7 protein-coding genes and 1 pseudogene are annotated in these 14,275 nt (G+C 73.3%); 3 read left to right on the forward strand and 5 right to left on the reverse strand.

The features are described 5' to 3' along the window. Positions 1-125 precede the first annotated feature (125 nt). Positions 126-2,960 (forward strand): glycoside hydrolase family 3 C-terminal domain-containing protein, encoded by a 2,835-nt coding sequence (locus AB0E62_RS17320; RefSeq protein WP_362193646.1) that lies wholly within the window; start codon positions 126-128, stop codon positions 2,958-2,960. Between the two features lie 524 nt (positions 2,961-3,484). Here the strand turns inward: AB0E62_RS17320 and AB0E62_RS17325 are convergent. From AB0E62_RS17325 to AB0E62_RS17335, 3 genes are all read right to left on the reverse strand, one after another. Then, on the reverse strand, positions 3,485-4,930 hold the full coding sequence (locus AB0E62_RS17325; RefSeq protein ID WP_362193649.1) for an aldehyde dehydrogenase family protein: 1,446 nt from the start codon (positions 4,928-4,930) through the stop codon (positions 3,485-3,487). A gap of 155 nt (positions 4,931-5,085) precedes the next feature. Next, on the reverse strand, positions 5,086-6,663 hold the full coding sequence (locus tag AB0E62_RS17330; RefSeq protein WP_362193652.1) for a PucR family transcriptional regulator ligand-binding domain-containing protein: 1,578 nt from the start codon (positions 6,661-6,663) through the stop codon (positions 5,086-5,088). 105 nt (positions 6,664-6,768) lie between these two features. Next, positions 6,769-9,234 carry an ATP/GTP-binding protein gene (locus tag AB0E62_RS17335; protein ID WP_362193655.1) on the reverse strand — a complete coding sequence of 822 codons (2,466 nt, stop codon included), beginning with the start codon at positions 9,232-9,234 and terminating at the stop codon, positions 6,769-6,771. Positions 9,235-9,536: 302 nt separating this feature from the next. Here AB0E62_RS17335 and gabT point away from each other — a divergent pair, with 302 nt between their 5' ends. Both gabT and AB0E62_RS17345 read left to right on the forward strand, forming a co-directional pair. Beyond that, positions 9,537-10,871, forward strand: a complete 1,335-nt coding sequence (gabT, locus tag AB0E62_RS17340) for a 4-aminobutyrate--2-oxoglutarate transaminase (protein WP_362193658.1) — start codon at positions 9,537-9,539, stop codon at positions 10,869-10,871. Positions 10,872-11,272: 401 nt separating this feature from the next. Then, positions 11,273-11,908 (forward strand): annotated as a pseudogene (locus tag AB0E62_RS17345) (phosphatase PAP2 family protein); the annotation flags it as partial. Here the strand turns inward: AB0E62_RS17345 and AB0E62_RS17350 are convergent. Next, the gene (locus tag AB0E62_RS17350; RefSeq protein ID WP_362193661.1) at positions 11,850-13,673 is read right to left on the reverse strand and encodes a glycoside hydrolase family 18 protein; all 1,824 of its coding nucleotides are present in this window, start codon (positions 13,671-13,673) and stop codon (positions 11,850-11,852) included. The pseudogene AB0E62_RS17345 and the gene AB0E62_RS17350 overlap by 59 nt on opposite strands. Positions 13,674-13,759: 86 nt before the next feature. Next, positions 13,760-14,218: a hypothetical protein gene (locus AB0E62_RS17355; protein WP_362193664.1), complete on the reverse strand. Its 459-nt coding sequence runs from the start codon at positions 14,216-14,218 to the stop codon at positions 13,760-13,762. Positions 14,219-14,275: the final 57 nt, after the last annotated feature.

Genomic DNA, 14,275 nt, shown 5'->3' on the forward strand with positions numbered 1-14,275 from the left:
GCCTCGTAGCGTCCGGGAACGGTCGGCCCTGTTTCGTACCGGCATCTTGACACCCCGGCTGCCGCGCCCCGAGCATCGAAGCGCTTCGAAAGCGTCAGCCGCTCCATGCGCAAGGGGACCCACTCGTGACCGTTGACTCGCCGCCCACCCCGCCCTTCCGTGATCCGCGGCTGCCGTTCGCGAAGCGCGTCGACGATCTGCTGGCGCGGCTCACCCTGGACGAGAGGATCTCCTTCCTGCACCAGTTCGCGCCCGCCGTGGAGCGCCTCGGCGTGGCCGCCTGGCGCACCGGCCAGGAGGCGCTGCACGGGGTGGCGTGGATGGGCCCGGCGACCGTGTTCCCGCAGGCCGTCGGCCTCGGCGCGACCTGGAACCCGGAGCTGGTCCGGCGGGTCGGCGAGGCGGTCGGCAAGGAGGTCCGCGCGATGCGCGCCCGGGACGACCGCGTCGGCCTGAACATCTGGGCCCCCACGGTCAACCTGCTGCGCCACCCGCTGTGGGGCCGCAACGAGGAGGGCTACGCGGAGGACCCCAAGCTGACCAGCGCCATCGCCACGGCGTACACCCGGGGACTGCGCGGCGACCACCCGCTGTACTGGCGTACCGCGCCCGTGCTCAAGCACTGGCTGGCGCACAACAACGAGACGGACCGGGCGACTTCGTCGGCCTCCGTGCGCCCGCGCGTGCTGCACGAGTACGACCTGCGGGCGTTCCGGGAGACGGTGGAGGCGGGCGCGGTGGCCGGGGTGATGCCGGCCTACAACCTGGTCAACGGCCGCCCCAACCACGTCTCCCCGTATCTGCGCGAGCACCTGCGCACCTGGACCGACGAGGAGCTGCTGGTCTGCTCGGACGCGGGCGCGCCGTCCAACCTGGTCGACGCGGAGCACTACTTCGACACCCACGAGGAGGCCACCGCGGCGGCCCTGCTGGCCGGTGTGGACAGTTTCACCGACCACGGCACGGACGGCTCGCTGATCACCGCGCGGATCAAGGGGGCGCTGGAGCAGGGGCTGTTGACGGAGGCGGACATCGACGCTGCCGTGCGCCGCCAGCTCTCCGTCCGGTTCCGGCTCGGCGAGTTCGACCCGGGCCACGACCCGCACGCGGCCACCGGCGCCTTCGACACCCCGGCGCACCGGGCGCTCGCCCAGGAGGCCGCCGAGCAGGCGATCGTCCTGCTGAAGAACGACGGCGACCTGCTGCCGCTGGCCCCGGACACCCGGATCGCGGTCGTCGGGCCGCTCGCCGACGAGTGCAAGCTCGACTGGTACAGCGGCAGCCTGCTGCACCGCTCCACCCCGCTGGAGGGCCTGTACGAGCGGTTCGGCGCGCAGCGGGTGGAGTTCGCGGAGGGCGTGGACCGCATCCGGCTGCGGACGGCGGCCGGCGCGTTCCTGGCGGTGCCGGCGGCCCAGGCCCCGGACCGGGCGCGCGGCGCCGAGGGCGCGCTGGACCCGGCGCTGCTGTCCGGGCGCACCGATCTGCCGCCGCTCACCGCCGACGCGACCGGCAGCGAGTTCGCGCTGGTCGACTGGGGCGAGGGGGTGCTCACCCTGCGCGCCCCCGACGGCCGGTACCTCTCGGTGGCCGAGGACGGCTTCGTCCGCGCCTCCGCCGACCAGCCCGGCGGCTGGGTCGTGCAGGAGACGTTCCGCCTGGAACCGCACGCCGGTGGTCACCTCCTCAGGCACCTGGGCACGGGCCGCCATGTACGGGTCGCCGCCGACGGCGTGAAGGTTGCCGAGGAGGGCGATGTCTTCGAGGTGGTCACGGTCGAGCGGGGCGAGGACGCTGTGGCCCGGGTGGCGGCCGGGGCCGACGTGGTCGTGGTGGTGGCGGGCAACGACCCGCACATCAACGGCCGGGAGACCGAGGACCGTACGACACTGCTGCTGCCCGGGCACCAGCGGCGGCTGCTGCACGCGGCCCGCGCCGCCAACCCGCGCACGGTGCTGGCACTGGTGTCGGCGTACCCGTACGCGGTCGACGCGGACCGGCTGCCGGCCGTGCTCTGGACGGCGCACGGCGGGCAGGCGGCGGGCACGGCCCTGGCCCGGGTGCTGGCCGGTGACGTCTCCCCGGCCGGCCGGCTGCCCCAGACCTGGTACGCCGCCGACGCCGACCTGCCCGACCTGCTCGACTACGACATGATCGGCAGCCGCCAGACGTACCTGTACTTCGAGGGCACCCCCCTCTTCCCCTTCGGCCACGGCCTGTCGTACGCGTCCTTCGCCTACGCCGGCCTGACCGCCCGGGTGACGGACGGCTCGGTGCTGGTGGACTGCACGGTCACCCACACCGGGGACCGTCCGGCGGACGAGGTGGTCCAGCTCTACGGCCGGGCGGTCCAGGCGTCGGTACCCCGCCCGCGCCGGGAGCTGCTGGCGCACCGCAGAATCACGCTCGCCCCCGGCGAGACGGCCGCCGTCTCCTTCGAAGTCCCGTTGTCGGCACTGGAGTTCTGGGACGTGCGGCGGGGCGCGTGGCGGCTGGAGGAGGGCCCGTACGAACTGCTACTGGGCGCGTCCAGCGAGGATGTGCGGCTGCGGACGACCGTGCACCTCGACGGCGAGCCGCCGGCCCCGCGCACGGTGCGCGAACACGGCCTGCCGGCCGCGGACTTCGACGAGCAGTCCGGCGCCGCGCTCGTGGACCGCACGAAGACGGCGGGTGACGCGGTGACCCCGGCCCACGGCACGACGGCCGAACTGGTCTACCAGGCTTGCGACTTCGGCACCGGCGTACGCGCGGTGACGGTACGGGTGGCGGGCGAGGGCACCGTGGAGATCTCCCTGGACGCCGGACCGGCGCTGGCGGCACTCACCCTGGACTCCCCCACGGCGGGTCCGTACGCCTACACCGCCCTCTCGGCCGGCCTCACCGCCGCGGGCGTCCACGACGTCCGCCTCCAACTGCGCGGCCCCGTCCGGCTCGCGCACATCGGCTTCTCCGGTTGAGGGTCCGGAGGGGCCGCCGCCAGGAAGGGCCCCGGCACCGGAAGGCAGCGACGCCGGGGCCCTTCGGATCGGCGGTCCGGGCGCAGACTATCTGAAAACGGTTCCCGTTAACAGGGTGCCTGGCGGCCGGGCACACACGGCCTGCGCACGGGTGCCACAGCGGACCGGGGCCGGGACGCGTACCGGAAGGGCAGGCGCTTCTGCCGAACGCCGCCGCCGTGGCGCGCAACGTCGCACGTACCGCCAAGCCAGCAGCGGTTGGCGTCGCGGCCCTCGGCATCCCGGCCGCGCTATTCGTCTCGGCCGATGACAGACGTGCGCGGCGCGGATGGCTCCCTGTTCTCCCTGGGAACGACGCCTGCCACGCCGGGGAAGACGGCGGCGTGTTCTCGCGGTGTTCCCAGCCGAACCGGGAAAGCTTCGAAATCGGACTGTCCTGCCGGCTCAGAGGCGTCAAGAAGGAACGGCCGCAGCCCCCGCACAGTGGGCTGCGGCCGTTCTGTTTCTGACCTGTCCGTGGCAGGTCAGAGCGCGAGACCGGTCAGGACCAGGACGCGCTCGTAGGTGTAGTCCTCCATCGCGTACCGGACGCCTTCGCGGCCCACGCCGGACTGCTTGGCGCCGCCGTAGGGCATCTGGTCGGCGCGGTAGGACGGGACGTCACCGATCACCACGCCGCCGACCTCGAGGGCGCGGTGGGCGCGGAAGGCGACCTGGAGGTCGTGGGTGAACACGCCCGCCTGGAGGCCGAACTTGGAGTCGTTGACCGCGGCGAACGCCTCCTCCTCTCCGTCCACCTTGCGCACGGTGAGGACGGGGCCGAAGACCTCCTCGCAGGCGATCGTGACGTCCGCCGGCACGTCGGCGAGGACGGTCGGCGCGTAGGAGGCGCCGTCCCGCTTGCCGCCGGTGAGCAGGGTGGCGCCGGCCGCGACCGCCTCGTCCACCCAGGACTCCACCCGCTTGGCGGCGTCCTGACTGACCAGCGGGCCGACATCGGTCTTCGGGTCGGACGGGTCGCCGGTGACCTGGGCCTCGACGGCGGCGACGATGCGCGGCAGCAGCCGGTCGTACACGGACGCGTCGGCGATCACCCGCTGCACCGAGATGCAGGACTGGCCGCCCTGGTAGTTGGAGAAGGTCGCGATGCGGGTCGCGGCCCAGTCCAGGTCGGCGTCGGAGGAGAAGTCGCCGAGGACGACCGCGGCGCCGTTGCCGCCCAGCTCCAGCGTGCAGTGCTTGCGCGGCACCGAGTCCATGATCGCGTAGCCGACCTTGTCGGACCCGGTGAAGGAGATGACCGGCAGGCGCTCGTCCTGGACCAGGGCGGGCATGCGGTCGTTCGGGACCGGCAGGATCGACCAGGAGCCGGCCGGCAGCTCGGTCTCGGCGAGCAGGTCACCGAGGATCAGGCCGGACAGCGGGGTGGCCGGGGCCGGCTTCAGGATGATCGGGGCACCGGCGGCGATGGCCGGGGCGACCTTGTGGGCGCACAGGTTCAGCGGGAAGTTGAACGGCGCGATGCCGAGCACGACACCCTTGGGGAAGCGGCGGGTGAGCGCCAGCCGGCCCTGGCCGCCGGCGTCCGTGTCGAGCCGCTGGGCCTCGCCGCCGTTGAACCGGCGGGCCTCCTCGGCGGCGAACCGGAACACCGAGACCGCGCGGCCGACCTCGCCCCGGGCCCACTTGATCGGCTTGCCGTTCTCGGCGGAGATCAGCTGGGCGATCTCCTCGGTGCGCTCGGCCAGCCGCTTGCTGACGTGGTCCAGGGCGGCGGCGCGCACGTGCGCCGGGGTGGCGGCGAACTCGTCCCGCACGGCGTACGCGGCGGCCACGGCCTCCTCGACCTGCGCCTCGGTCGGCACGCTGACCGAGGCGACGAGCCGGCCGTCCCACGGGGAGGTGACGTCGAAGGTGTCCTCGCCGGTGACCTGGCGGCCGGCGAGCCAGAAGGCATGGGTGGAAGTCATGTACGAGTCCCGGCCCTTCCGCGTTGGGGGTGTGCTTGGCTTGCGAGGTCCACGGTAGGGCGGGGGCGGCCGAGGGTCGTTTGTCCGAGTCGTAGCAGTCGGGACGGGGGCTGCGCCGGTTTGGCGAGGTGGCCGGCCGGGCGGGAACCCGTCGGTCACTCCGCCGCCGTCGCCTTCAGGGCGAGCCACAGCTCCATGCGGACGTCGGGATCGTCCAGGCTGCGGCCGAGGATCTCCTCGACCCGCCGCATCCGGTACCGCAGGGTGTGCCGGTGGACCCCCAGATCGGCCGCGGCGGCGTCCCACTGCCCGTGCCGGGACAGCCAGGCCCGCAGCGAGGCGACCAGGTCGCCGCGCCCGGTGGCGTCGTGCTCGCGCAGCGCCCGCAGCAGCCCGTCGGCGAACGCCTTCACCGCGTCGTCGGCCAGCAGCGGCAGCACGGACCCGGCCGCCAGCTGCTCGTGCTCCACGAACACCCGGCCCCGCCGCCGCGCCACCGACAGCGCCTGTTCGGCCTGCTTGTACGCCGCCGACGCCGCGGTCGGCCCGGTGGGCGCGGAGAGGCCCACGACCAGGCCGTCCTCGTCCGCCCGGCCCGGCTCCGGCCGCGCCCGCTCGGTCTCCCGCGCGGCGGCGTACGCGGTGCACGCGGACACCGCGGCGCCCCCGTCGGCGGCCACCACCACCAGCCGCTCCCCCTCGGGCACCACCAGCACGGCCTCCCCGGCCCGGGCCGCCGCGGTCTCCACGGTCTCGGCGAGTTCGCCGAGGTGCTCGCCCGCCGGGCCGGTCCCGGACTCGGCGACGACCATCCGGAACGGTGCGTCCAGCAGCGCGCCGTACAGATCGCCGGCGACGGCCCGGGCGTGGTCCGGTTCCCCGGCGAGCAGCATGCGCAGCACCGCCGTGCCCACCCGCTGCTCGGCCGCGTGCAGCGAGCGGGAGCGTTCGGTGGTGAGGGTGAGCAGGGCGATGGCGGAGTGCACGGCGTACCGCTCGGCGGTGCCGAGGGCGGCGGCGGTGCCCACGGCGAGTGCGGCGCGGGGGCGGCGGCCGGTGCCGAGGCTGTGCAGCTCCACCCGGTCCTCGTGGTCCGGTCCGCCGACCACGGAGGAGGCGGGGGCGGGCCGCTCGCGCAGCCGCTCGACCTCGGCGGTGAGCCGGGCGGCGCGGCGGCCGGCCCACTCCGGGGCGGCGGCGACGACGGCGCCCGAGGCGTCGTAGAGCGCCGCCCAGCCGTCGACCTGGGCGGCGAGCGCGCCGAGCACGCCCTCGGGGCCGGCGCCGAGGGCCTGCCTGGTCAGCTCGCGCTGGGCGGCGAAGCCGGCGGTGACGGCGCGGTACTGGTCGGCGGCGATGGCCGCGGAGACGGCCTTGCTGATGGCGAGGAACGGGGTGCGGCGGGGGACCTCCAGCAGCGGCAGGCCCTCCTCGGCGCAGGCGTCGACGAGCGGCTGGGGCGTCTCGTCGTAGTTCACGCCGACGGCGAACCCGAGCCCGACGACGCCGGCGCCGACCAGCCGGCGCACGTACCGCCGCATGGCCTCCCGGTCCTCCGCGTCCAGCTTGAGCGCGGTGATCAGCAGCAGCTCGCCGCCCTCCATGTAGGGCACGGGGTCGGCCAGCTCGCTGACGTGCGCCCAGCGGACGGGCACGTCGAGGTGGTCCTCGCCCGCGCGCACGGTCAGCTTGAGCGCGGAGTGGTTGACGAGCGAGGCGAGAGTCGGGGGCATGGGGCCTTCACGGTGAGGGGATCCGGGCGCGGTGAGACGGTCCGGTGATCTTTTGGCCGCGGTGTATGAACGGCCCACCCCGATTCTGCCTCACCGTACGACCGCTCACCCCCGCAGATCGACCAGCAACGGCGGCGCGTGCTCCCCCCGCACGGTGGTCAACGACAACACCGCATGCCCCGGCGGCACCCCATGAGCCAACTCGGACGCGGACCAGCGCTCCCGCTCCACTTGACGGACGGTGACGGCCTCCGTGGTGACCGCCTTTCCGGTCACCAGTTTGCGCAGGGCATGGATCGCGCGGGTCATGGGCTGGTCCGCGAAGACGGTGTGCTGGGCCACGTCACGCGTCTCCACCCACTGGGTGCCCCAGGCTTCCGCGAACCGGCTGCCGTCCCAGGTGGTGACTCCGGAGAAGGCCATGCGGCAGCCCACGGCCGCGTACAGCGGTCCGTGCAGCGCCTCGGGCACGTCGCCGACGGTGCGCAGGGCGAGCACCACGCCTGCGTTGCGGGAGCGCAGACGCTGGATGCGGCGGACGGATTCGGCCGTGACGGCGCCGGTGGCATCGTCCAGGACCAGACAGGCGAAGTGGTTCCGTTCGCCCTGCGTCACCACGGCTCCGAACTGTGCCAGGAGCAGCCGGGTGATCAGCCGGGATGCCTCGTCGTAGCCGCGATCGGGGAGGTCGATCCGTACCCGCAGGGGATGGTGTGCGATGGCGCGCAGCGAGAACGGCCGGGCTTCCCCCTGGTCGGCACCGAAGAATCCGGCGAACGCCGGCCGGTCCAGCGCGGCCAGGCGGTCGGCCAGAACCGGGCCGGGATCGCCGGGACCGCCGGCCTGCCGGGCCCGCGCGTCGAGCTCGCGGCGCATCATGGGGTGCTGATCCCCCTCGAGCGCGGCGCGCAGCTCGGCCAGGGCCGAAGGATTCGCTTCCAGCAGTTCGCGGAGCCGCGGCAGCGTCGGGAAGCGCCCGTACGCCGCCCGGTAGGGGCCGAGGAGCTGGGCCAGGGCGGTGACGGACCGTTGCCCGCTGACCGCGTCCAGGTCGCCCGCCAGTCCCTCCGCCAGAAAGGCCGCGGCCTCGTCCGGGTCGACGGAGTCCGCGTAGGGGTCCAGGTCGTACACGGAGGCCGGGTCTCCGAGGCGCACGACGACGTCGTAGGCGGAGTCGGGACCGAGCGGGGTGCCTGCCGTGCAGACAGCGACAATCGCGCACTGCCCGGCGAGGGCCTGCAGCCCCAGCGACTCGACGACCGGCCGGATCAGGTGCTGTGTCTTGCCTGAGCCAGGGGGTCCCACGGCCAGCAGAGAGGTACCGAGGGTGTCGGGTCCGAGCGCCGCTCCGGCTCCGCCGTAGGCGCTGGGGGTGCGGTCTCCGGCGGCCCACTGCCCGATACGGACCTGTCCGGTCAGCAGATCGTGCCGGGCGGACCGGCCCGGCAGGTCGCGGGCGCCGGAGGGATGGGTCCAGGCGGTGGCGCCGTCGCGGAGCACCGTCGCGGCGAAGGAGGAGAGCCCCGCGCGAGCCCGGGCCACGGTCCACATGTGGCCGACTCTCGCGCAGTCCACGTCGTTCATCCGGCCGGCGTGCAGCTCGGTGGTCAGCACGTCCGCGGCCTGGTGCTGACCGGCTTCCCGCAGCTCGGGCCAGTGGGACGGCCGCCGTACCACTGGCCGCTCGGTGACCTGGGCCTCCTTGGCCCGGGTGCGCGCGGCGATCGCCTCTTTGGCGAGGGCCCACCAACCGCCGATCCGGGCGAACGGCCACAGCACCAGCAAGGTGATGAGCGTGTACAGCGTGGCCGTGGACGGCACGGACGCGAAGACCGAGTAGTCCCCGGTGAGCAGGACGATGAGGGAGAACAGCGGATCCTGGACGGGCAGGGGGTTCCAGCCGACACCGAAGGCATGAGGGAAGACGAAGGCCAGCGCGATGAGCGCGCCCAGGGCCGCGATCAGGGCGCGCGCGGGCTGCGAACGGCGGGTGACGACGTGCCGGATGATGTCCGGCCAGCTGCCGAGGCGCGCCATGGCGAAGACGATGACGCCGAAGGCCACGCCATCGGCCACCGTGACGGCCTCGACCCCCTGATAGCCCTTCGGCGAGGTGGTTCCGGCCCACCACCAGTCGTCGGGGGTGAGGAGCTTCAGCAGGGTCCACTGATACGGGATGCTGCCGTGCCGCCACAGTGACCACAGAAAGAGCCCTGCCGCCAGGGGGACGAAGAAGCCGACGACGGTGACGGGAGCCAGGCGCTGCTCCTGGCGCGCGGCCTTGGGCCGCCGGTAGCCGTAGCGCCAGAGACCGGGACCGACCGCGGGCCGTGGCTCGTCGAGCCAGTCCGCGACGGGTGAGCGGGGAGACGCGGCGGGTGGGGCGTAGGGGGGCGGCGGGCTGTCCGTCCCCGGCATGTCCGGAGCCCGCGTCGGCCGCGGTGGCACGACCGAGGCACGGTACGACGGTGACGCGCCCGACGGTGCCGCCGTCCCCCCGGGCACCCCCCCACCCCGCGGCCCCGGTGGCGCGGGCGTTTGTGGTGCGTCTCGTGTGCCGTCGGTGTCCATCGCCCCTGCCCCCTGACCAGCCGTTCCGTCCGCCATTGCGTCCACCGTCGCGTTTGCCGTCGGCGTGCCAATCTAACGCCCCGGCCAGGGGAGTTCACCGCTTACACGGCCGAAGCGGGCCACAGCCGTCCGGGCGGGCTATGTCCACCGCGGACAAGGGGACGCGCCGACAACGCCCACATGGAGCATGCCCACCCCCCGAAACCGGTCTTAGCCTGCGAGAAAAGAAGGTATGCGTCCGTAAACGCACCGCCCGGAACCGCCCGGGACCGCCCGGTACGCAAGATCATCAGGGAGCCCCCATGACCGCACTTCCGCAGGAGCGCCGCGTCGTCACCGCCATCCCCGGCCCGAAGTCGCAGGAGCTTCAGGCCCGCCGGACCGCCGTGGTCGCCCAGGGTGTGGGTTCCACGCTGCCGGTCTTCGTCACCCGCGCCGGCGGCGGTGTCATCGAGGACGTGGACGGCAACAGCCTCATCGACTTCGGCTCCGGTATCGCCGTGACCTCGGTCGGCGCCTCCGCCGAGGCCGTGGTGCGCCGCGCGAGCGCCCAGCTCGCCGACTTCACCCACACCTGTTTCATGGTCACCCCTTACGAGGGCTACGTGGCGGTCGCGGAGGCCCTCGCCGAGCTGACCCCGGGCGACCACGCCAAGAAGTCCGCGCTGTTCAACTCCGGCGCCGAGGCCGTCGAGAACGCCGTCAAGATCGCCCGTGCCTACACCAAGCGGCAGGCCGTCGTCGTGTTCGACCACGGTTACCACGGCCGGACCAACCTGACCATGGCGCTGACCGCGAAGAACATGCCGTACAAGCACGGCTTCGGCCCGTTCGCCCCCGAGGTCTACCGCGTGCCGGTGGCGTACGGCTACCGCTGGCCGACCGGTCCGGAGAACGCGGGCCCGGAGGCCGCCAAGCAGGCCATCGAGCAGATCACCAAGCAGGTCGGCCCGGACAACGTCGCCGCGATCATCATCGAGCCGGTGCTGGGCGAGGGCGGCTTCATCGAGCCCGCCAAGGGCTTCCTGCCCGCGATCCGCCAGTTCGCCGCCGACAACGGGATCGTCTTCGTCGCCGACGAGATCCAGAGCGGTTTCTGCCGGACCGGTCAGTGGTTCGCGTGCGAGGACGAGGGCATCGTCCCGGACCTGATCACGACCGCCAAGGGCATCGCCGGCGGTCTGCCGCTCGCCGCCGTGACCGGCCGCGCGGAGATCATGGACGCCGCGCACGCCGGCGGCCTCGGCGGCACCTACGGCGGCAACCCGGTCGCGTGCGCCGGTGCGCTCGGTGCCATCGAGACGATGAAGGAGCAGGACCTCAACGCCAGGGCGAAGCGCATCGAGGAGGTCATGAAGGGCCGCCTCACCGCCATGGCCGAGAAGTTCGACATCATCGGCGACGTGCGCGGCCGCGGTGCGATGATCGCGATCGAGCTGGTCAAGGACCGTGCCACCAAGGAGCCGAACCCGGAGGCCACCGCCGCGCTCGCCAAGGCCTGCCACGCCGAGGGCCTGCTGGTGCTGACCTGCGGCACCTACGGCAACGTGCTCCGCTTCCTGCCCCCGCTGGTGATCGGCGAGGACCTGCTGAACGAGGGTCTCGACATCATCGAGCAGGCGTTCGCGCGCATCTGAGCCGCGCGGCGGACCGAGAGGTCCGCACCTGCGGCGGTACCTGCGGCAGGCCGTGTGAAGAAGGTGTGCGGGGTGGATGGCGGGACGGGATTCCGCCTGCCCAACCGCCCCGGCCTGCCGTAGGTTCTGTCCGGATGAGAGATACACCCCGTCCACGGGGAACCGTGGACGGATCCGGGCCGAGGCCTCCCCAGCTTCGATCCGGTCGTGCCCTCGCGCACACATCCGGTGCCTCACGGCTCCGGGATCTCCTCACCGATCGGACGGTCGCCGCCCCAAACCCCCCGGGGCGCGCGGCATTTCCGGTCCGGACGGCCGCCTCGGAACCACCCCCCCTGTTCCGGGGCGGCCGACCTCCTCCCCCGGCGCCCCCGCAGGAGCGGACCTGCGAAGCTTGGCCCATGCTTCTCCTGGTCCTCGCGGTGCCGGCCCTCGCCCTGATCACCTGGCAGGTCGTCACCGACGGGCCGCTGCTGCGGCCGGACGCCGAGGTGAGCCGGGCCCTCGTCCATCCGGACGGGTTCTCCCAGTTCCTCTCCGACCTCGGCAACGCCCAGGTCGCCGTCCCGGTGCTGGGTGTCGTCCTCGCCGCGGTCCTGTGGCTCGGCCGGGCCCGGGGCGTCCCGCGCTGGTGGCTGCCGCCGCTGACCGCCGCCGTGCTGCTGGCGCTGGTCCCGGCGGTCGTCGTACCGCTGAAGGAGTGGACCGGCCGGCCGGGGACACCGGCGGTGCCCCCGGCTACGGGCTACTTCCCGTCCGGTCATACCGTGACGGCGCTGGTCGCCTACGGCTCGGCGGCCCTGCTCCTGCTGCCCTGGCTCCGCTCCCCCGCGGCCCGCCGCGCGCTGGCGGCCGGCTGCGGGGTCCTGGTCCTCGGGGTGTCCTACGGGCTGGTCCGCCACGGCTACCACTGGCCGCTGGACGTGGTGGCCGGCTGGTGCCTGGGCGCCGTCCCGCTGGCCGTCCTCGCCCGGGTGGTCAGCCGAAGTACGCGTCGAAGTTCTTCTGGAACTCCCAGTTCGCGTACCGGTCCCAGTTCACCGACCAGGTCATCAGGCCGCGCAGGGCGGGCCAGGTCCCGTGGGTCTGGTACGAGCCGCAGTTCGTCTTCTTCGTGAGGCAGTCCAGGGTCTTGGTCACCTCGGCCGGGGAGACGTGGCCGTTGCCCGCGTTCGTGGACGCCGGCATGCCGATGGCGACCTGGTCGGGGCGCAGCGGCGGGAAGACGTTGTTCTGGTCGCCCGCGACCGGGAAACCGGTGAGCAGCATGTCGGTCATGGCGATGTGGAAGTCGGCGCCGCCCATGGAGTGGTACTGGTTGTCCAGGCCCATGATCGGTCCCGAGTTGTAGTCCTGGACGTGCAGCAGGGTCAGGTCGTCGCGCAGGGCGTGGATCACCGGGAGGTAGGCGCCGCAGCGCGGGTCCTGGCCGCCCCACTTGCCGGTGCCGTAGTACTGGTAGCCGTTCTGCACGAAGAACGTCTCCGGTGCCATGGTCAGGACGAACTTGGCGCCGTACTTGGCCTTCAGGGTCTTCAGCGCGGAGATCAGGTTGACGATCACGGGTGTGGTCGGGTTCCTGAAGTCCGTGTCGCCCGTGTTCAGGGACAGCGAGTGGCCCTCGAAGTCGATGTCGAGACCGTCGAGGCCGTAGGTGTCGATGATGTTCGAGACCGAGGAGACGAAGGTGTCGCGGGCCGCGGCGGTGGTCAGCTGGACCTGGCCGTTCTGGCCGCCGATGGAGATCAGCACCTTCTTGCCGGCCGCCTGCTTGGCCTTGACGGCCGCCTTGAACTCGGCGTCGCTCTCCACGTTCGGGCACTCCGTGACCGGGCAGCGGTTGAAGCGGATGTCTCCCGAGGTGACCGAGGTGGGTTCACCGAAGGCCAGGTCGATGACGTCCCAGCTGTCGGGGACGTCGGCGAGCCGGGTGTAGCCGGCGCCGTTGGCGAAGCTGGCGTGCAGATAGCCGACGAGGGCGTGGGCGGGCAGGTCGGAGGAACCGCCACCGCCTCCGCCGCCGCCCGTGCCGGGGCTGGTCGTGGCGGTGACGACCGCGGACTTCGCGGACTCGCCGGCCTCGTTCACCGCGGTGACCTGGAAGGCGTACGCCGTGGCGGCGGCGAGTCCGGAGACGGTCGCCGACGTGCCGGTCACCGTCTGGACCTTGACGCCGTCGCGGTAGACCGCGTAACTCGTCGCGCCGCTCACCGCCGACCAGGTCAGGCCGACGGAGGAGGAGGTCACGGTGGTGGTCTTCAGGCCGGCCGGGGCGGCGGGCGGCTGGGTGGTGCCGCTGCCGCCGGGGCCGACGAGGCTGATGTCGTCGGCCTGGTAGGCGCCGGTGCCGTACCAGCCGTGGGTGTAGACGGTGACCTTGGTGGTGGTGGCGCCGGTGCGGAAGGTGGTGCTGAGCTTCTGCCAGTCGGGGGCGGACTGGGTCCAGGTGGAGACGTCGGTGGTGCCGGTGCCGCTCGCGCCCAGGTAGACGTAGGAGCCGCGGACGTATCCGGACAGGGTGTACTGGGCGTTCGGCTGGACGCTCACCGTCTGGGAGCACTGGGCGTGGTCGCCGCCGGCCGGGGTGGCCTGGAGCGCGGACGTGCCGCTGTGCACGGGCGAGTTCACCGTCGTGCCGGCGGTGCAGGTCCAGCCGGTCAGGCCGGACTCGAAACCGCCGTTGACGGCGACGTCCGCGTCGGCCGCACGGGCGGCCGACGAGAGCGCGGTGATACCGGGCACGGCCAGGACTGCGGCCGTGAGCGCGGCGAGGACGGATCTGCGACGTCTGGCGCGTTCCACAAGGGCCTCCGGGGTCGGGGGAGTTGGAGGAGCGGGAGCGCACACAATTTGGTCCAGACCAATCCTGCTGTCAAGGTGTCCGGGCGTTACCCGTCCGCCTCACCCCGCCGGGCCCGCTCCGCCGCCGCCTCGTGCATCGCCAGTTCCAGCAGCGCCGGGTCGGTCAGCGTGCCGGAGCCGTCCGGCTCCACCAGCCAGCGCACGCCCCGGGCCGGCCGGCCCGGATACGGCACGACGATCCAGGTGCCGGCCCCGGCGGTGCGGACGCCGGTGCCGAGCCAGCGGGCCGCGGTGCCCGGGGGCACCAGGAACCCGAGCCGGTCGTCGCCGGGGCCGGCGAGCACCGGCCCGGGCCGGCCGAGCAGGCGGCAGAGCACGTCCAGGGTCGGGTAGCCGAGGTCACCCGGCAGGAACAGGACGTCCCAGGCCTTGCCGGCGGGCAGCAGCGCGACCCCCAGGGGGCTGCGCTCCCACTGCCGGCGGCAGGCCTCGGGGTCCGGTGCGACGGATGCCAGCCATCCGGCGGCCGTCTTCGCCCCAGTCATCAAAAAGCCTCCCTCTCTCTCGTGGACGCGGGATGCGTCACGAGGGGAGAGGGAGGC

Source organism: Streptomyces sp. NPDC038707 (genome assembly GCF_040636485.1).
Taxonomy (GTDB): domain Bacteria; phylum Actinomycetota; class Actinomycetes; order Streptomycetales; family Streptomycetaceae; genus Streptomyces.

Bases quoted from the DNA above. Each gene is read 5' to 3' on its own strand.
- AB0E62_RS17325 (WP_362193649.1), bottom strand. From the start codon at position 4,930: ATGACTTCCACCCATGCCTTCTGGCTCGCCGGCCGCCAGGTCACCGGC.
- AB0E62_RS17330 (WP_362193652.1), bottom strand. From the start codon at position 6,663: ATGCCCCCGACTCTCGCCTCGCTCGTCAACCACTCCGCGCTCAAGCTG.
- AB0E62_RS17335 (WP_362193655.1), bottom strand. From the start codon at position 9,234: ATGGACACCGACGGCACACGAGACGCACCACAAACGCCCGCGCCACCG.
- gabT (WP_362193658.1), top strand. From the start codon at position 9,537: ATGACCGCACTTCCGCAGGAGCGCCGCGTCGTCACCGCCATCCCCGGC.
- AB0E62_RS17355 (WP_362193664.1), bottom strand. From the start codon at position 14,218: ATGACTGGGGCGAAGACGGCCGCCGGATGGCTGGCATCCGTCGCACCG.